Source organism: Streptococcus peroris ATCC 700780, assembly GCF_000187585.1.
Lineage (GTDB): Bacteria > Bacillota > Bacilli > Lactobacillales > Streptococcaceae > Streptococcus > Streptococcus peroris.
In genome coordinates, this window is sequence record NZ_GL732463.1 from 286,156 (window position 1) to 304,353 (window position 18,198).

General features: G+C 41.0%; 22 protein-coding genes. 13 read left to right on the top strand and 9 right to left on the bottom strand.

Going from position 1 to position 18,198, the window contains the following annotated elements:
- Positions 1-157: 157 nt before the first annotated feature.
- The 13 genes from HMPREF9180_RS03340 to HMPREF9180_RS03400 all read left to right on the top strand — a co-directional run bounded on the left by HMPREF9180_RS03340 (position 158) and on the right by HMPREF9180_RS03400 (position 10,697).
- Complete coding sequence (locus tag HMPREF9180_RS03340) at positions 158-943, top strand: enoyl-CoA hydratase (RefSeq protein WP_006145001.1); 786 nt, start codon at positions 158-160, stop codon at positions 941-943.
- A gap of 89 nt (positions 944-1,032) precedes the next feature.
- Positions 1,033-1,467 (top strand): fatty acid biosynthesis transcriptional regulator FabT, encoded by a 435-nt coding sequence (gene fabT, locus HMPREF9180_RS03345; RefSeq protein ID WP_006145003.1) that lies wholly within the window; start codon positions 1,033-1,035, stop codon positions 1,465-1,467.
- Positions 1,467-2,441, top strand: a complete 975-nt coding sequence (locus tag HMPREF9180_RS03350; RefSeq protein ID WP_006145004.1) for a beta-ketoacyl-ACP synthase III — start codon at positions 1,467-1,469, stop codon at positions 2,439-2,441. The genes fabT and HMPREF9180_RS03350 overlap by 1 nt, the downstream gene beginning before the upstream one ends.
- A 54-nt stretch (positions 2,442-2,495) precedes the next feature.
- The gene (locus HMPREF9180_RS03355) at positions 2,496-2,720 is read left to right on the top strand and encodes an acyl carrier protein (RefSeq protein ID WP_006145005.1); all 225 of its coding nucleotides are present in this window, start codon (positions 2,496-2,498) and stop codon (positions 2,718-2,720) included.
- A 74-nt stretch (positions 2,721-2,794) separates the two neighbouring features.
- A complete protein-coding gene (fabK, locus tag HMPREF9180_RS03360; protein ID WP_425274379.1) occupies positions 2,795-3,811 on the top strand; it encodes an enoyl-[acyl-carrier-protein] reductase FabK in 1,017 nt (338 codons plus the stop codon).
- A complete protein-coding gene (gene fabD, locus HMPREF9180_RS03365; protein WP_006145007.1) occupies positions 3,804-4,724 on the top strand; it encodes an ACP S-malonyltransferase in 921 nt (306 codons plus the stop codon). The genes fabK and fabD overlap by 8 nt, the downstream gene beginning before the upstream one ends.
- Positions 4,725-4,756: 32 nt before the next feature.
- On the top strand, positions 4,757-5,491 hold the full coding sequence (gene fabG, locus HMPREF9180_RS03370) for a 3-oxoacyl-[acyl-carrier-protein] reductase (RefSeq protein WP_006145009.1): 735 nt from the start codon (positions 4,757-4,759) through the stop codon (positions 5,489-5,491).
- Positions 5,492-5,513: 22 nt separating this feature from the next.
- Positions 5,514-6,749, top strand: coding sequence for a beta-ketoacyl-ACP synthase II (fabF, locus tag HMPREF9180_RS03375; RefSeq protein WP_025168603.1), 1,236 nt, complete (start codon positions 5,514-5,516; stop codon positions 6,747-6,749).
- 2 nt (positions 6,750-6,751) lie between these two features.
- Positions 6,752-7,234 carry an acetyl-CoA carboxylase biotin carboxyl carrier protein gene (gene accB, locus HMPREF9180_RS03380; RefSeq protein WP_006145013.1) on the top strand — a complete coding sequence of 161 codons (483 nt, stop codon included), beginning with the start codon at positions 6,752-6,754 and terminating at the stop codon, positions 7,232-7,234.
- Entirely contained in the window at positions 7,231-7,653 is a 423-nt protein-coding gene (fabZ, locus tag HMPREF9180_RS03385) for a 3-hydroxyacyl-ACP dehydratase FabZ (RefSeq protein WP_006145014.1), read from the top strand. The genes accB and fabZ overlap by 4 nt, the downstream gene beginning before the upstream one ends.
- An 11-nt stretch (positions 7,654-7,664) precedes the next feature.
- Entirely contained in the window at positions 7,665-9,032 is a 1,368-nt protein-coding gene (gene accC / locus HMPREF9180_RS03390) for an acetyl-CoA carboxylase biotin carboxylase subunit (protein WP_006145016.1), read from the top strand.
- Positions 9,033-9,066: 34 nt separating this feature from the next.
- The gene (gene accD, locus HMPREF9180_RS03395) at positions 9,067-9,930 is read left to right on the top strand and encodes an acetyl-CoA carboxylase, carboxyltransferase subunit beta (protein ID WP_006145017.1); all 864 of its coding nucleotides are present in this window, start codon (positions 9,067-9,069) and stop codon (positions 9,928-9,930) included.
- A complete protein-coding gene (locus HMPREF9180_RS03400) occupies positions 9,930-10,697 on the top strand; it encodes an acetyl-CoA carboxylase carboxyl transferase subunit alpha (RefSeq protein ID WP_025168604.1) in 768 nt (255 codons plus the stop codon). Before accD ends, HMPREF9180_RS03400 begins: the two co-directional genes overlap by 1 nt.
- A gap of 128 nt (positions 10,698-10,825) precedes the next feature.
- Here the strand turns inward: HMPREF9180_RS03400 and nusB are convergent, their stop codons facing one another.
- The 9 genes from nusB to gatC form a co-directional block, all read right to left on the bottom strand.
- The gene (nusB, locus tag HMPREF9180_RS03405) at positions 10,826-11,248 is read right to left on the bottom strand and encodes a transcription antitermination factor NusB (RefSeq protein WP_006145020.1); all 423 of its coding nucleotides are present in this window, start codon (positions 11,246-11,248) and stop codon (positions 10,826-10,828) included.
- Positions 11,241-11,630, bottom strand: coding sequence for an Asp23/Gls24 family envelope stress response protein (locus HMPREF9180_RS03410; RefSeq protein WP_006145021.1), 390 nt, complete (start codon positions 11,628-11,630; stop codon positions 11,241-11,243). Before HMPREF9180_RS03410 ends, nusB begins: the two co-directional genes overlap by 8 nt.
- Before the next feature lie 21 nt (positions 11,631-11,651).
- On the bottom strand, positions 11,652-12,212 hold the full coding sequence (gene efp / locus HMPREF9180_RS03415) for an elongation factor P (RefSeq protein WP_006145022.1): 561 nt from the start codon (positions 12,210-12,212) through the stop codon (positions 11,652-11,654).
- 80 nt (positions 12,213-12,292) lie between these two features.
- Positions 12,293-13,447 carry an SPFH domain-containing protein gene (locus HMPREF9180_RS03420; protein ID WP_006145024.1) on the bottom strand — a complete coding sequence of 385 codons (1,155 nt, stop codon included), beginning with the start codon at positions 13,445-13,447 and terminating at the stop codon, positions 12,293-12,295.
- Positions 13,448-13,458: 11 nt separating this feature from the next.
- Positions 13,459-14,454, bottom strand: a complete 996-nt coding sequence (locus HMPREF9180_RS03425) for a zinc-ribbon domain-containing transport protein (RefSeq protein WP_006145026.1) — start codon at positions 14,452-14,454, stop codon at positions 13,459-13,461.
- A gap of 7 nt (positions 14,455-14,461) precedes the next feature.
- Complete coding sequence (locus HMPREF9180_RS03430) at positions 14,462-14,854, bottom strand: DUF6790 family protein (protein WP_006145028.1); 393 nt, start codon at positions 14,852-14,854, stop codon at positions 14,462-14,464.
- Between the two features lie 58 nt (positions 14,855-14,912).
- The gene (gatB, locus tag HMPREF9180_RS03435) at positions 14,913-16,358 is read right to left on the bottom strand and encodes an Asp-tRNA(Asn)/Glu-tRNA(Gln) amidotransferase subunit GatB (RefSeq protein ID WP_006145029.1); all 1,446 of its coding nucleotides are present in this window, start codon (positions 16,356-16,358) and stop codon (positions 14,913-14,915) included.
- The gene (gene gatA, locus HMPREF9180_RS03440) at positions 16,358-17,824 is read right to left on the bottom strand and encodes an Asp-tRNA(Asn)/Glu-tRNA(Gln) amidotransferase subunit GatA (protein WP_006145030.1); all 1,467 of its coding nucleotides are present in this window, start codon (positions 17,822-17,824) and stop codon (positions 16,358-16,360) included. The genes gatB and gatA overlap by 1 nt, the downstream gene beginning before the upstream one ends.
- Positions 17,824-18,126, bottom strand: coding sequence for an Asp-tRNA(Asn)/Glu-tRNA(Gln) amidotransferase subunit GatC (gatC, locus tag HMPREF9180_RS03445; protein WP_006145031.1), 303 nt, complete (start codon positions 18,124-18,126; stop codon positions 17,824-17,826). Before gatC ends, gatA begins: the two co-directional genes overlap by 1 nt.
- Positions 18,127-18,198 lie beyond the last annotated feature (72 nt).

Genomic DNA, 18,198 nt, shown 5'->3' on the forward strand with positions numbered 1-18,198 from the left:
ATGATAATTTCAACCTAACTATTATAAGTATTGAAAATGTTCTTTAAAAAATCGGCTGATACACTTTTATTCGATTTTCGCTTGTATAAATGAATAGAAAAAGATATACTTTGATAATAGAATCATTTAATCTGCTGTTTAAATTAAAGGAGTGGCTATGAATCATATTATCTTTCAAATTCAAGACGATTTAGCAACAATTACTTTAAATCGTCCCGAGGTGGCAAATGGTTTCCATATTCCTATGTGTGAAGAAATTTTAGAAGCACTGGAATTAGCTGAAAAAGACAATTCTGTTTCATTTATTCTCATCAATGCTGCAGGCAAGGTGTTTTCTGTCGGTGGAGACTTAGTTGAGATGAAACGTGCTGTCGATGAGGATGATATCGCTTCTCTAACTAGAATCGCTGAATTGGTCAATACTATTTCTTATAAGATTAAACAGATTCCTAAACCGGTTATCATGGAAGTGGACGGAGCAGTTGCTGGAGCTGCAGCTAATATGGCCTTGGCAGTTGATTTCTGTATCGCATCTGACAAGTCTAAATTTATCCAGGCCTTTGTCGGTGTAGGATTGGCTCCTGATGCAGGTGGTTTATTCTTGCTTACCCGATCTTTAGGTGCAACTCGAGCGACGCAACTAGCGATGACAGGTGAAGCTTTTACTGCTGAAAAAGCCATGGAAGCAGGAGCTTTGTATCGCCTATGTACAAGCGAACAATTAGAGAAAACAAGAGAGCAATTATTGAAGAAGTTGAGACGTGGTTCTTCAAATTCCTATGCTGCGATTAAGAAGCTAGTGTGGGAAAGCGAATTTAAACAGTGGCACGAGTATGCTCAACTAGAATTAGAATTACAGAAATCACTATCATATACGGAAGATTTTAAAGAAGGTGTTCGTGCACATTCGGAAAGAAGACGTCCAAAATTTGTCGGGAAATAAAAAATACTTGCACAATTCTTTGAAGTTTGATATACTTTTTTTGTCAAATGTTTTGATAATGAAACTTTTTTGGTGAGGAGGGAAGAGAAATGGACTACCAACAAGTCAATGACTATTTAACATCAATTTTTAATAACGTCCTAGTGATTGAGGAAGTTAGTTTGCGAGGTAGTCGTTTCAAGGATATCTCTATCAAAGAAATGCACACGATTGATGTTATCGGTAAGTATCCAGATGTGACTCCGAGTCAAGTTTCCAAAGAGTTGATGGTGACTCTAGGGACTGTGACAACGAGCTTAAACAATTTGGAGCGAAAAGGATACATCGAACGGATTCGTTCAGATCAAGATCGTCGTGTAGTACATCTGCATTTGACAAAGAAAGGTCGCCTCGTACATCGTCTTCATAAACGCTTCCATAAGGCTATGGTCGAAAGAATTATCGAAGGCATGAGTCCTGAAGAGATGACTGTTATGGGTAAAGGATTGACTAATCTTTATCACTTTTTGGAGGATTTGAAATAATGGCTTTTGCAAAAATAAGCCAGGTCGCTCATTATGCTCCAGAGCAAATTGTCACTAACGAAGACTTGGCTCAGATCATAGAAACGAGTGATGAATGGATTTCAGGTCGGACAGGGATTAAAGAACGTCATATTTCTAAGGCACAATCAACAGGAGATTTAGCGACAGAAGTTGCAAGGCGGCTTCTAGAGAAGGCAGGGATTTCTGCTGAAGAGCTGGATTTTATTATACTTGCTACTATGACGCCTGACTCCATGATGCCTTCAACAGCAGCTCGTGTCCAAGCAAAAATTGGCGCTCATAAGGCTTTTGCCTATGATTTAACAGCTGCTTGTAGTGGGTTTGTCTTTGCTCTATCAACTGCAGAGAAGTTCATATCTTCAGGAGTTTATCGCAAGGGTCTGGTTATCGGAAGTGAAACCATGTCAAAAACCTTGGACTGGTCTGACCGCTCAACAGCTGTCTTGTTCGGAGATGGAGCTGGTGGAGTCCTACTAGAGGCAAGTGACCAAGAACATTTCTTGGCAGAAAGTCTCAATAGTGATGGTTCGCGTGGCGAATGTCTTACTTATGGTCAGACAGGGTTAATTTCACCGTTTTCAATTCAAGAAGAAGCAGATGTTTTCTTGAAAATGGATGGGAGAGCTGTTTTCGACTTTGCAATTCGAGATGTGGCTGAATCCATTAAGGAGACCATCGACAAGAGTCCAATATCAGCAAATGAACTAGATTATCTCTTGCTTCATCAAGCTAATATTCGAATTTTAGATAAGATGGCTAGAAAAATCGGTGTCGATCGTGACAAGCTTCCTGCTAATATGATGAAGTATGGCAATACTAGTGCGGCAAGCATCCCGATCTTACTTTCAGAGTGTGTAGAAGAAGGGTTCATCCATCTGGATGGAAGCCAAAAAATTCTCTTGTCAGGTTTCGGTGGAGGATTGACATGGGGCACACTTATTGTTACAATTTAGGTATCATGTGGTAAACACATTGTTATAAAATTTTTTATTTTAAAGGAGTCTATCATGGCAGTATTTGAAAAAGTACAAGAAATCATCGTTGAAGAACTTGGAAAAGACGCTTCAGAAGTAACACTTGAATCTTCTTTTGAAGATTTAGATGCAGATTCATTGGACTTGTTCCAAGTAATCTCAGAAATCGAAGACGCTTTTGATATCCAAATCGAAGCTGAAGACAACTTGAAAACAGTTGGTGACTTGGTTGCTTATGTTGAAGAGCAAACAAAATAATTAAAATAAATAAAGAAGGAGTAGGGGAGACCCACTCCCTCTTGTTTAGGTAATAGTTTGACGGTCAAATTATAATGTTGTCGAACTATTACGTAAGCAAGACTTATGGAGGCAATATGAAAACACGTATCACTGAACTATTAAATATAAAATATCCTATCTTCCAAGGGGGAATGGCCTGGGTGGCTGATGGTGACTTGGCTGGAGCTGTTTCAAAAGCTGGTGGTCTTGGGATCATTGGTGGAGGAAGCGCACCTAAAGAAGTGGTCAAAGCCAATATTGATAAGATTAAATCTTTAACAGACAAGCCTTTTGGTGTCAACATTATGCTCTTATCTCCTTTCGTTGAAGATATTGTTGACCTTGTCATTGAAGAAGGGGTTAAGGTAGTTACAACTGGTGCAGGAAATCCAAGTAAATACATGGAACGATTCCATGAAGCTGGCATTACCGTTATTCCAGTAGTTCCAAGTGTCGCTTTGGCTAAACGTATGGAAAAAATCGGTGCAGATGCCGTTGTTGCCGAAGGTATGGAAGCTGGTGGACACATTGGTAAATTAACGACCATGACCTTGGTACGTCAAGTTGCGGCGGCTGTTTCAATTCCTGTTATCGCCGCAGGTGGTATTGCAGACGGTGAGGGAGCTGCTGCTGGATTTATGCTTGGTGCAGAAGCCGTGCAAGTAGGAACTCGTTTTGTAGTTGCCAAAGAATCAAATGCCCATCCAAACTATAAAGCTAAAATTTTAAAAGCTCGTGATATTGATACTACTATTTCAGCACAACATTTTGGTCATGCAGTTCGTGCCATCAAAAACCAATTGACTCGAGACTTCGAGCAAGCTGAAAAAGATGCCTTTAAACAAGAAAATCCAGATTTAGAAATCTTTGAACAAATGGGTGCGGGAGCTCTAGCTAAAGCTGTTGTCCATGGTGACGTGGATGGCGGTTCAGTGATGGCCGGCCAGATTGCAGGTTTGGTTTCAAAAGAAGAAACTGTTGAAGAAATCTTGAAAGATATCTACTATGGTGCAGCTGAGAAAATTCAATCGGAAGCCGCTCGTTGGGCAGGAGTTACAAGAAATGACTAAAACAGCCTTTCTATTTACAGGTCAAGGAGCGCAGCACCTAGGAATGGGTCGTGAACTCTATGACCAATATTCTATCGTTAAGGAAACAATTGACCAAGCCAGCCAAGTCTTAGGTTATGATCTTCGTGACTTGATTGATAATGATGAAGCAAAGCTAAATCAGACTCGTTACACACAACCAGCTATTTTGGCTACATCCGTTGCCATTTACCGACTACTAAAGGAGAAAGGTTACCAACCAGATATAGTGGCAGGTCTGTCTCTTGGTGAATATTCTGCCCTTGTAGCTAGTGGTGCCTTGGATTTTGAAGATGCGGTGGCTCTAGTTGCTAAACGTGGGGCTTATATGGAGAAAGCCGCTCCTGCAGGGTCTGGCAAAATGGTAGCTGTACTCAATACACCAGTTGAAGTTATCGAAAAAGCTTGTCAAGAAGCTTCTCAACTTGGTGTTGTAACTCCAGCCAACTACAATACCCCAAGCCAAATTGTTATTGGTGGTGAAGTAGCTGCAGTAGATCGCGCAGTTGAACTTTTGCAAGAAGCTGGCGCAAAGCGTTTGATTCCCCTAAATGTTTCTGGACCTTTCCATACAGCTTTATTGGAACCTGCTAGTCAAAAATTAGCTCACGCTCTGACAGAAGTTGAGTTTTCTGACTTTGCTTGTCCACTTGTCGGAAATACAGAAGCAGAAGTCATGAAAAAAGAAAGAATTGCAGAACTCTTAACTCGTCAAGTTAAGGAACCTGTACGCTTTTATGAAAGCATTGCAGTCATGCATGAAGCGGGTGTCACTCGTTTTATTGAGATTGGACCTGGTAAAGTCTTGTCAGGATTTGTCAAAAAAATTGATAAAACGGCTCAACTTGCTAATGTGGAAGATCAAACAAGCTTACAAACACTCTTAGAAAAATAGACCAAAATGATAGAAGTTCTGAAAGGAGAAAAATGAAACTAGAACAGAAAAATGTCTTTATTACAGGCTCAAGTCGAGGAATTGGTCTTGCCATTGCTCATAAATTTGCCAGCTTAGGAGCCAATGTTGTTTTGAATAGTCGTAGTAAAATCTCTGAGGAGCTTCTAGCTGAGTTTAAACCATACGGGGTGAAAGTTATTACTATCTCTGGTGATGTTTCTGACTTTGCAGATGCTAAACGCATGGTGGAACAAGCCATTGAAGAGTTGGGCTCAGTTGATATCCTAGTTAATAATGCCGGGATTACTCAAGACACTCTTATGCTTAAGATGACAGAAGAAGATTTCGAGAAGGTCTTAAAAGTTAATCTGACAGGTGCCTTCAATATGACACAAGCTGTTTTGAAACAGATGATAAAAGCACGTGAAGGTGCTATTATCAATATGTCTAGTGTTGTTGGTTTGATGGGGAACATCGGTCAAGCTAACTACGCTGCTTCCAAGGCTGGTTTGATTGGATTTACCAAATCAGTAGCACGAGAGGTAGCCAATCGTAATGTGCGTGTCAATGCCATTGCGCCTGGAATGATTGAATCTGATATGACAGCAGTTCTATCTGATAAGGTAAAAGATGCCATGTTGGCACAAATTCCGATGAAACAATTTGGCCAAGCTGAGCAAGTCGCAGAGGTCACAGCCTTTCTTGCAAGCCAAGATTATCTAACGGGACAAGTCATTGCAATTGATGGTGGACTAACCATGCAATAAGAGTTAAAATAGAGGTATGAAAATGAAACTAAATCGTGTAGTAGTAACAGGTTATGGATTGACATCTCCAATTGGGAACACTCCAGAAGAATTTTGGAATAGTTTAAAAGATGGAAAAATTGGAATTGGTGAAATTACCAAGTTTGATCACAGTGCTTATGACGTTCATAATGCCGCTGAGATTAATGATTTCCCTTTTGACAAATATTTTGTGAAAAAAGACACCAATCGTTTTGATGACTATTCTTTGTATGCCTTATATGCATCTCAAGAGGCAGTGAACAATGCAAAACTTGATGTAGAAGCGCTTGATAAAGACCGTTTTGGTGTCATCGTTGCATCAGGTATCGGTGGAATCAGAGAAATCGAAGACCAAGTCCTTCGACTTCATGAAAAAGGACCAAAGCGTGTTAAACCATTAACACTTCCAAAAGCCTTGCCAAATATGGCTGCAGGAAATGTTGCCATGCGCTTTGGTGCCAATGGTATCTGTAAATCTATCAATACAGCATGTGCTTCATCAAATGATGCTATCGGGGATGCTTTCCGTTCTATCAAGTTTGGTTTCCAAGATATCATGTTGGTTGGTGGTTCAGAATCATCTATTACTCCATTTGCGATTGCAGGTTTCCAAGCCTTAACAGCTCTTTCAACAACAGAGGATCCAACTCGTGCTTCTATTCCATTTGATAAAGACCGTAATGGATTTGTCATGGGTGAAGGTTCAGGTATGTTGGTACTTGAAAGCTTAGAGCATGCAGAGAAACGCGGAGCTACTATCCTGGCTGAAGTTGTTGGTTATGGTAATACTTGTGATGCCTACCATATGACTTCACCACATCCTGAAGGTCAAGGGGCTATTAAAGCAATCAAACTTGCCTTGGAAGAAGCTGAGATTACACCAGACCAAGTTGCTTATGTCAATGCTCACGGTACATCAACTCCTGCTAATGAAAAGGGAGAAAGTGGAGCTATCGTAGCGGTTCTTGGTAAGGAAGTACCTGTTTCTTCAACCAAATCATTTACAGGACACTTGCTCGGCGCAGCGGGTGCAGTTGAAGCCATTGCAACAATTGAAGCAATCCGTCACAATTATGTTCCAATGACAGCCGGGACAACAGAATTATCAGACTACATTGAAGCAAATGTTATTTATGGACAAGGCTTGGAACGTGAAATTCCTTATGCGATCTCAAACACTTTTGGATTTGGTGGGCATAACGCAGTTCTTGCTTTCAAACGTTGGGAGAATAAGTAAAGATGAATGTAAATGAAATCAAAGACTTGATGGCACAATTTGACCAGTCGAGCTTGAAAGAATTTTCTTATAAAAATGGAACGGATGAGTTGCTCTTCAGCAAGAATGAAGCAAAACTTGTTACAGAAACAAGTCCAGCACCTCAACCAGTGGTTTCAGCAGCTGCACCTACAGTTGCACCACAAACTCCAACTACAGTACCGGCTGCAGAAGCGGTTTCAGAATCAAGTGTTACTGAATCTGTAGCTGAAGGAGACCTTGTAGAGAGTCCGCTTGTCGGAGTTGCTTACTTGGCTGCCGGACCAGACAAACCTAATTTTGTTTCAGTTGGCGACACAGTTAAAAAAGGCCAAACCTTGGTCATCATTGAAGCTATGAAGGTCATGAACGAAATTCCAGCACCTAAAGATGGTGTTGTAACGGAAATTCTTGTTGAAAATGAAGAAATGGTTGAGTTCGGGAAAGGCTTGGTACGTATCAAATGATTGATATTCAAGGAATTAAAGAAGCTTTGCCACACCGTTATCCCATGCTCTTAGTAGATCGTGTCTTAGAAGTTAGTGAAGATACAATTGTTGCCATTAAAAATGTGACGATTAACGAACCTTTCTTCAATGGACACTTTCCGGCCTATCCTGTAATGCCAGGTGTCTTGATCATGGAAGCTTTGGCACAAACAGCAGGTGTTTTGGAATTATCAAAACCTGAGAACAAAGGGAAACTCGTTTTCTATGCAGGTATGGACAAGGTTAAATTTAAGAAGCAAGTTGTTCCTGGTGATCAACTTGTCATGACAGCGACTTTTGTCAAACGTCGTGGCACAATCGCCGTAGTAGAAGCGAAGGCAGAAGTAGATGGGAAGCTTGCAGCAAGCGGGACTTTAACCTTTGCTATTGGAAACTAGGGAGGTTTTCCATGTTTCGTAAGATTTTAATTGCCAATCGTGGTGAAATTGCTGTTCGTATTATTCGTGCGGCACGAGAATTAGGAATTGCAACAGTCGCTGTTTATTCGACTGCTGATAAGGAAGCTCTCCACACGCTTTTGGCTGATGAGGCTATCTGTATCGGCCCTGGGAAGGCTACAGAATCTTATCTAAACATCAATGCTATCCTTTCAGCTGCAGTCTTGACTGAAGCCGAAGCTATTCACCCTGGATTTGGTTTTTTAAGTGAAAATTCCAAATTTGCAACTATGTGTGAAGAAGTCGGTATCAAATTTATCGGACCATCAGCTCGTGTAATGGATGTCATGGGGGATAAAATTAACGCCCGTGCTCAAATGATTAAAGCTAATGTGCCTGTCATTCCGGGCTCAGATGGAGAAGTCCACACTGCAGAAGAAGCTCTTGCTATCGCCGAAAAAATTGGTTATCCAGTCATGCTGAAAGCTTCAGCTGGTGGTGGTGGTAAAGGAATTCGTAAGGTTGAAAAGGCAGAAGATCTTGTATCAGCCTTTGAAACAGCTTCAAGTGAAGCCAAAGCCAACTTTGGTAACGGGGCGATGTACCTTGAGCGGGTGATCTATCCTGCTCGCCACATTGAAGTGCAGATTCTTGCTGACCAAATGGGACATGTTATTCACCTTGGTGAACGCGACTGTTCACTTCAAAGGAATAATCAAAAGGTTTTAGAAGAAAGCCCTTCTATAGCGATTGGCAAAACATTGCGACATGAGATTGGTTCAGCGGCGGTTCGTGCAGCTGAGTCTGTTCATTATGAAAATGCTGGGACTATTGAATTTTTATTGGATGAAGCAACTGGCAAATTCTACTTTATGGAGATGAATACTCGTGTCCAAGTGGAACACCCAGTAACTGAGTTTGTATCTGGTGTGGATATTGTTAAGGAGCAAATCCGTATTGCAGCAGGTCAGCCATTGACCTTGAATCAAGAAGATGTTGTATTAAAGGGTCATGCCATTGAGTGTCGTATCAATGCAGAAAACCCATCCTTTAATTTTGCACCAAGTCCAGGTAAAATTACCAATCTTTATCTACCAAGTGGAGGTGTTGGTTTGCGCGTGGATTCTGCAGTGTACCCAGGTTATACCATCCCACCATACTATGATAGTATGATCGCTAAAATTATTGTTCATGGTGAAAATCGTTTTGAGGCTCTCATGAAAATGCAACGAGCTCTTTATGAACTCGAAATTGAAGGGGTCGTGACTAATGCTGATTTCCAACTTGATTTAATTTCTGATCGTCGTGTGATAGCAGGTGACTACGATACTTCATTCTTGATGGAAACATTCTTACCACACTATCAAGAAAAAGAATAAAGTAAAAAGAGTATGAGAACTAAAAGGGGGATGTATGGCTCTATTTAGTAAAAAAGATAAATATATTCGGATTAATCCCAATCGTTCAATTAGAGAAAAGCCCCAAGCAAAACCTGAGGTTCCAGATGAACTCTTCTCAAAATGTCCGGGTTGTAAACACACCATCTACCAAAAAGATTTGGGGAGTGATCGGATTTGTCCTCACTGTGGCTATACCTTCCGTATTTCAGCTCAAGAGCGTCTTGCTTTAACCATCGATATGGGTAGCTTCTTAGAGATGTTTACAGGAATTGAGACAAAGGATCCTTTGGAATTTCCAGGTTATCAGAAAAAATTAGTTTCTATGCGTGAAAAAACAGGCCTTGATGAAGCTGTTGTTACTGGAACTGCTTTGATTAAGGGCGAAAAAGTTGCTCTCGGAATCATGGATTCTAATTTTATCATGGCATCTATGGGAACAGTAGTTGGTGAAAAAATCACAAGATTGTTCGAATTCGCGACAGCTGAAAAATTACCAGTCGTCTTGTTTACAGCATCTGGTGGAGCACGTATGCAAGAAGGAATCATGAGTTTGATGCAGATGGCTAAAATCTCTGCAGCAGTCAAACGTCATTCCAATGCAGGTCTCTTTTACCTAACAATCCTTACTGATCCAACAACTGGTGGTGTTACGGCTTCCTTTGCTATGGAAGGTGATATCATCTTGGCAGAGCCTCAAAGTTTAGTAGGATTTGCTGGACGTCGTGTCATTGAAAATACCGTGAGGGAAGATTTGCCAGAGGATTTCCAGAAGGCAGAGTTTTTGTTAGAACATGGATTTGTGGATGCGATTGTTAAACGGAGAGAATTGCCAGATATGATTGCTCGATTAGTAAGGTTACATAAGGGGGAATGTTGATGAATATTGCAAAAATCGTCAGAGAAGCACGTGAACAAACCCGCTTAACTGCCTTGGACTTCGCAACAGGAATATTTGATGACTTTGTAGAGCTACATGGTGATCGCTCTTTCCGAGATGATGGTGCTGTTATTGGTGGTATCGGTTGGTTGGGAAACCAAGCAGTAACTGTTGTTGGAATCCAAAAAGGTAAAAGCTTACAAGATAATCTTAACCGTAACTTTGGACAACCTCATCCTGAAGGTTATCGAAAAGCCCTTCGCTTGATGAAGCAGGCTGAAAAATTTGGTCGTCCTGTTGTAACCTTTATCAACACGGCTGGTGCCTATCCCGGTGTAGGAGCAGAAGAACGTGGACAAGGCGAAGCTATTGCCCGCAACCTTATGGAGATGAGCGATCTTAAGGTGCCAATTATTGCCATTATTATCGGAGAAGGTGGTTCTGGTGGGGCCCTCGCTCTTGCTGTAGCAAACCGTGTTTGGATGTTGGAAAACTCTATCTATGCAGTTCTCAGTCCTGAAGGCTTTGCCTCTATCCTTTGGAAGGATGGCAGTCGTGCCATGGAAGCTGCAGAGTTGATGAAAATTACTTCTTTTGAATTGTTAGATATGAAGATTGTTGATAAGGTTATCTCTGAGGTGGGCCTATCAAGTAAAGATTTAATCAAGCAAGTAAAAGAACAACTTCAAGCAGAACTCGCTGAACTTGGGAAACTTCCACTAGAACAACTCATTGAAGAACGTTACCAACGTTTTAGAAAATATTGATATCAATACAAAAAGCTGGAACAAAATAAAAGTTCTAGCTTTTTTATATTGTTTATAAAAGGCTCTATTCGTAACTGATTGGATTGAAGTAAAAAGTGCTTGATCTGAGTCAAGCACTTTTTCGGGGGTTAGTTTTCTCCAGTTACAAATTGACTGAGTAGTCCATTGATGAAACGGGCAGATTTTTGATCTGAAAAGCTTTTTGCAAGTTCAATAGCTTCATTCACAGCTACGAGTTGAGGAGTATCAAAAGAAGTGATTTCGAAAACTCCTAAACGTAAGAGATTCTTCTCTACTAAGGTTAAACGGTCAATTGTCCAACCAGCCTTTAAATGTTGAGTAATTTGTTTATCTAGCTCCTCTTTTTGAGCTTGAACACCAGTCACAAGATTGATTAGGAAACTAGGAAGTTTGACCTCATCGTCTTCTCGATCATGAGTATAAGCAAAACGACAAGCAGTTTCTATATCAGAACCATATTCTAGACTCATCAAAGCTTGGAAAGCGCACTTGCGTAGTTCACGTCTAGATTCTAATAATGGACTAGTCATTGAGGAAGTCCTCATCAAATAAGTCTGTCAATGCTGGTTTTGGTGTCTTATCTGGTGCAATACCAGCAACGTGAATGTTTATGGCAGAGAGTTCAATATCAGCCATGTTAAGAACAGCATCTTTAACAGCTTTTTGAATAGCCATTGCAACCTTAGGAACCTTGACACCATACTCAAGATAGAGATAGATATCAGCTGTTAGTTCTTCTTCAGATTCTTTTAGATAGACGCCACGACCAAGTGAAAGTTTTGAAAGGGTGTCAGATACTGATTTATTTGAAAAAGAATGGACTCCGTCAACTTTAGCAGTAGCGATAGCAATGATTTTTTCAAGTACACGTGGGGCGATAACGATTTCGCCTAATTGTTCTTCAATTCCCATAGAATGACCTCTTTCTAGAGATTAGGCACGAGAAACGTAAGTTCCTTCTGCAGTGTTAATAACAAGTTTTTGTCCAGCTTCGATAAAGTCTGGAACGTTTACGACAAGACCTGTTTCTAGAGTTGCAGGTTTACCAGATCCGGTAACAGTAGCTCCCTTGATAGATGGTTGAGTTTCTGTGACAGTTAATTCAACTGTAGTTGGTACAGTGACTCCGATCACTTCACTTCCGTAGAATTGAATTTTTACTTCTGAGTTTTCAAGAATGTAAAGCAATTCATTTTCAACATTGACTACAGGGATTTCGTATTGGTCATAAGTTTCTGTATTCATGAAGTAAGCTGTGTCGTCCATTTGGTACAAGTATTGGGCTGGGACAGTCTCAAGAATCGCTTGTTCAAATTTTTCTTCTGGTCGGTAGCTTGTGTCAAATGTAGATCCAGTACGGACATCACGCAATTTCATACGCATGATGGTATTTCCTTTACCTGGTTTGTGGTGACTTGCTTCCAAAACTCGAATCAATTTTCCATCTGCTGTTACAAATGTCATACCAGCTCTTAATTTACTTGCTTCAATCATGTTTTTACCTCTTTAATAAATAATTTACTCTTTATTGTATCATAAACGTTGACAATTCTCAAATATCTGATGATTCCTGATTAGTTGACAGGAACGATATTCCCGTCTTCATCTTTGGTAACTAGTACGTACTTGCCATCGACTTCAATATAGAAATTCTTACTTGTAGCTTGCCCATTGTTTTGAGCTGGAGCCTGTCCATTATTTTGAACAGGAGCTTGAGGTTGGGCTTGTTGGTTAAGTTGACCGCCAAGAGCTTGTCCAAGATTCATTCCCATAAACATGTTCATGCCATTGCTACCGTTGCCTTCGTTATTAGCTGCAGCAACAAGGGCTTCATTGCGAGCACGACGTTCTTCAATCTCGATTGTGTTGTATTTCATAGCTACAAGTTCACTATCAAGCTTACGAACAATATCTAAACTTTCTTGGTCATAGCTGAGGTCTTCAAGCAAGATGTTAGTTGCTTCGATACCATAAAGACCTGTCCAAACTTTATTGACCTCTTGTTTTGCTACTTCGTTAAAGGTATCTTGATTAGCATTTAAGCTATAGATATCGACTTTGTTTTCGTTGGTGTACTTGGCAATTGCAATGGCAATTTTTGGAGCGATATTTTGTCGAAGTGTGCCTTGGGCCACATCTTGCAAGGTAAATGGTTTTTGCTCTGTAATTTGGTGGCTAACAGAGCTAACATAAAAGAGCACCGGGTCGGAAACTTTAGCGTCAAATAGTCCATAGAAACGGATATTGAGCAGTTGTTGGTAGCGTTCGCTGAAGTATTCGACAGCGTTTTGAGTACCAAATTTATTACCAGCAAGAGGTTGCATACGTACATAGATAATTTCTTGTTGGGTAATGACTTGTCCTCCAAAAGAGAAACGGTTTTTAAAGTTTTCCCAAGTTCCTTTTAAGCCACCTTTTTCAAGAAGCCAAGCATTATCTCCTGCTTGCCATTCATGGCTACCAGCTTCCAAGACATCTCCTAGGAAGGTTCCGTTATTGACCAAGATAGCAACGTAGCCTTGAGGAACAATGACAACACTACCGTCTGTAAGAAGACCGGTATTTTGATTGCTTTGTCTAGATTGACCATCAGGGTCTTTTGCAAGTCGTTGGCCTTTAATGGCTACAGCATCTGATGATACGTCATTTGGAAGCACAACAGCTTCTTTAAATTTGCTATCGTTAAAACTATTAAGCCCAGCAGATAGGGCAGCTCGAATAAATCCCATAATTATTTCTCCTAGTTATAAAGTTCATCTTCATCCACAACATCATAGGTATCTAGTACCCATTGGTTTGGACTACGTGTTAATTCAGCACCGCAATAGTCACATTTGCTAATGGCTGATATTTTTAGTGGTGCGCCACAGTTTGGACAGTGGTCGCTGACGGCATTCTCTTGAACAGTTGATTCAGTTTGGCTACCGTGTTTACGGATAAAGTTCATTTGGTAAACGGTGAATAGATCTTTTTGAGGGTTACCTTCGATGACTTTACGACTTTCGTCTTCAACGACGTAATCTCTCAAGGTAGATGATAAAATAACGACTAAAGTATCATTTCCATCTGGATTACTATTGAAATCTTTGATTCTAACATTTTCAACACAAACTCGTTCTAAGACATTCGTTGTTTTAGATTGGATATAATCTTCTAGTTGTGTGCTGTGTTGTTTGTAGAGACTTGCGCTTTCTAGAGAACGAACGGCATTCCAATCTTTTTTAGTCCATGCAGCTTGTAGCTGAATGTATACTTCTTTAGCCCATGAAGTGAAAGTAGAGGCATCAAAGTTTGGATCGTGATACCTGAGTCGATCGATAGCTTGGTTATTATTTTCAACCCTACGATGGCTAGTTGGCTCTGGCTCGTAGTTAGTAGTATGTCTTCTATACGGTGTTTCAGGTGGAGTATTCTGGTCGTTAAGGTACTTGATGAGCATGTAGAGTAGGAAAGCTCCGACACCAAACATGATAAGAATGGTCATTCCAGTACCTAGAGAACCACCTGAACTTGAGTAACTGCCGTCAGAATAATAGCTACTTCTGTAAGAGGAATTATTGCCACTTGAGCGGCTAGAGCTACTACGTGAACTACTACGGCTAGAGCTGCTACTACGTGAACTACTACGACTAGAGCTACCACTTCGTGAATGTCCAACCCCAGCATCGATTGATTGTAGGGGTGTCACAAATAGTAGAAGCAAGCAAGTCGCGATAAGAGTATATAACTTTTTCATATGTCTCCTAACTATGTGAGTTGTTTTTCCTAGTGTGGTCTTCAATTGCCCAACCAAGGATCCATCCGAATACCAAGAGGTAATTTTCGATTGCACCGATGGCATTTACGGGAGAATGAGAGTCCATAAAATTGACGAGGTGGTTGGTGCCTATTCCGGCTCCACCAATAATGAGAGATAGGAGAATCACTCGCAAGTAAAACCAGTCGTATTTTAGATTTGCAGCGACAATCATGATTAAAACAGCTAGATTCCAAATCCCGATTTCTCTCTGCCATCCTACTGAGAACCCGTAACCTGAGTGGCTAGCCATATAGGATGGGAAAAAGAGTTGTAATACAGAGGCTCCTAACATTGCAAGAACGACAAAAGCAAATAAAAATTTTAAAAACTTATTCATAGGTTCTCCTTATACAAGTTTATTTTTCCAGTAGAAAGGGCTATTATATAAGTATACTTTATTCGTTATCTTTCAACTTAGCCAATTCTTGGGCAAGTAGTTTGAGAGCTACTTGTGGGTTGGCTTGACCTTTGGTTGCTTTCATGAGGAATCCGGTAAAGGCTTTATCAGCGTTACGTTTCCCTGACTTGAAGTCAGCAACGGCTGCTTCGTTATCTGCAAAGACTTGGTGGATGATTGGAATCAAAACTTCAGGGTCTGAAATCTGTACCAATCCTGCTTTTTCGACGTATTCGCGAGCACCACCCCCATTTTTAGCGAGGTGAACAAAGACTTTCTTGGCAATCTTAGATGAAATAGTTCCGTCTTCGATGATGGCAATCATTTCTACCAAGTTTTCTGGAGTCAACTCGATTTGTTCCAGTGTTTTACCTTCGGCATTCAAAAATTGAGCGACTTCACCTTGGAGCCAGTTAGAGACTTGCTTAGCATCGCCGCCAAGTGCGACAGCTTTTTCAAAGAAGTCGGAAGTGACTTTGTTAGCCGTCAACTGACTAGCATCGTAGTCTGATAAGCCAAGTTGAGATACGTAGCGAGCACGGCGTTCTTTTGGAAACTCAGGTAACTCAGTCCGCATTTCCTCAATCCACTCATCTGATATTTCAAAGAGTGGTAGATCAGGTTCTGGGAAGTAGCGGTAGTCTGCAGCACCTTCTTTAACACGCATGAGGATGGTTGATTTGTTGGCTTCATCGTAACGTCTTGTTTCCTGACGAATTTGACCACCTGAACGAAGGATTTCAGCCTGACGTTGGACTTCGTATTCAAGACCTTTACGAACGTTTGAGAAGGAGTTGAGGTTTTTCAACTCAGTCTTGACACCAAATTCTTCTTGACCATAAGGGCGAAGAGAAATATTGGCATCTACACGCATAGAGCCTTCCTCCATTTTAACATCAGAAACGCCTGTGTATTGGATAACTTCTTTAAGGGCTGTTAGATAAGCATAGGCTTCTTCAGGAGAACGCATGTCGGCTTCAGATACAATCTCAATCAATGGTACCCCTTGACGATTAAGATCGACATAAGAGAAACCATCTGGGCTGTGGGTGTTTTTACCAGCATCTTCTTCTAAGTGGGCACGTTCAATTCCGATTTTTTTAGTGGTTCCGTCTTCTAGTTCCACTTCAATCCAGCCGTTATAACCGATTGGTTCATCAAATTGAGAAATTTGGTAGGCTTTAGGATTATCAGGGTAGAAGTAGTTCTTACGGTCAAAGTGCATCTTCTTATGGATGTCCATGTTGAGGGCAAGAGCTGCCTTGATACCAGCATCAACTACACCTTTATTGAGGACAGGAAGTACCCCTGGGAAGGACCAGTCAATCACGTTGGTATTGGCATTTTGTTCATTGCCAAAATGGGTTGATGTTGGAGAGAAAATTTTTGAATTGGTGTTGAGTTCCACGTGGACCTCAAGTCCAATGACTGTTTCAAAGTTCATTAGTTAGCACCTCCAAAAATCACGGGTTGTTGTTTGTGGTAGTCTGTTGTTGCTTCAAAAGCAGCAGCGGCTTGGTAAATGGTTTCTTCAGAGTATTTAGGACCAATCAATTGCAAACCAACGGGAAGACCTTGAGCAAATCCTGCAGGAATTGAAATTCCTGGTAGACCAGCCAAGTTGACAGGAATTGTCAAGAGATCCGCTAAGTACATGGCAACAGGATCATGGTTAAGTGAATCCAAATCAAAGGCCACGCTTGGAGCTGTTGGACCAAGGATGAGGTCGTAGTCTGCAAATACTTTTTCAAAGTCTTGAATGATGAGGGTACGAACCTGACCAGCCTTCTTGTAGTAGGCATCGTAGTAACCTGATGAAAGGCTGAAAGTTCCAAGCATGATACGGCGTTTGACTTCGTCACCAAATCCTTGGCTACGAGTGTTCACATAGATATCATCCAAGTTTTTAGCATCTTCCGCACGGAAACCATAGCGAATCCCGTCAAATCGTTGTAAGTTTGATGAAGCTTCAGATGAAGCAATGATGTAGTAAACGGCGACACCGTATTTAGAGTGTGGAAGGCTAACTTCTTCGACAGTTGCTCCCAATTTTTCAAAGTGTTTGGCCGCATTAAGGATAGTATCTTTAACCTCTGGGTCAATTCCTTCGCTAAGGTATTCCTTAGGCAAAGCGATTTTCATGCCCTTGATGTCTTGACCGATTTTTGAAGTAAAGTCAGCAATGCGGACTGGAGCAGAAGTAGAGTCTTTTGCATCTTCGCTAGCAATAGCGTTGAGAAGCAAGGCATTTTCTTTAACAGTTGGTGCAAAAGGACCAATCTGATCTAGGGAGCTACCAAATGCAATAAGACCGAAACGAGAAACCGTTCCGTAAGTTGGTTTAAGACCAACAATCCCGTTGAAGGCAGCAGGTTGGCGGATAGAACCACCAGTATCAGAACCAAGGGACAAACGAACTTGACCTGATGCTACAGAAACTGCAGAACCACTAGAAGATCCACCAGGAACCTTGCTGTGGTCCCAAGCATTTTTGGCTGGTCCATAGTAAGATGTTTCACCAGAACCCCCCATGGCAAACTCGTCCATATTTGTTTTACCAACAACTATCATGCCCTTAGATTTTGCATTAGCAACCGCTGTCGCATCAAAGATTGGCTCGTAGTTATACAGCATTTTTGAGGCTGCAGTTGTCAGGATACCATCAGTAGAGATGTTGTCCTTAACAGCTAGCGGGATTCCTGAAAGAACATTGTCAGCGTCAATTCCAGTCTCATCAATAGCTTTAGCCTGAGCAAGAGCTTGGTCCTCAGCAATCGTAACGAAGGCATTGATAGCCTCTTCACGCGCCTTGATATCTTCAAGAGTTGCTTGTGTTAGTTCTGTTGCAGAAATTTCCTTAGAAACAAGGAGATTGTGCAACTCTTCAATGGTTTTGTTATTAAAAGTCATTAAGCATCTCCTCCTTCGTCTAGAATAGCTGGCACCTTGATATAGTAGTTATCTTTTTCAGGTACATTTTTGAACAAGCGGTCACGGTCCGTCCCCTTTTCAGCAACATCCGGACGCAATACTGTCTTACGATCAGCCATGGTCGTTGTTGGAACAACACCCGTTGTGTCCACTTCTTCCAACAATTCCACCATGTCAACAATTTTAGACAGGGTTGTCGCAAACTCAGCTGTTTCATTTTCAGTGAATTTTAATTTAGAAAGATTGGCAACGTGAGTCACCTCTTCTTGCGTAATTTTCATCTTCTATCCTTTCGTGAAATGATGATTCTTTATCTGTTCTATTTTACCATATTTTCCTATAAATAAGGCAAG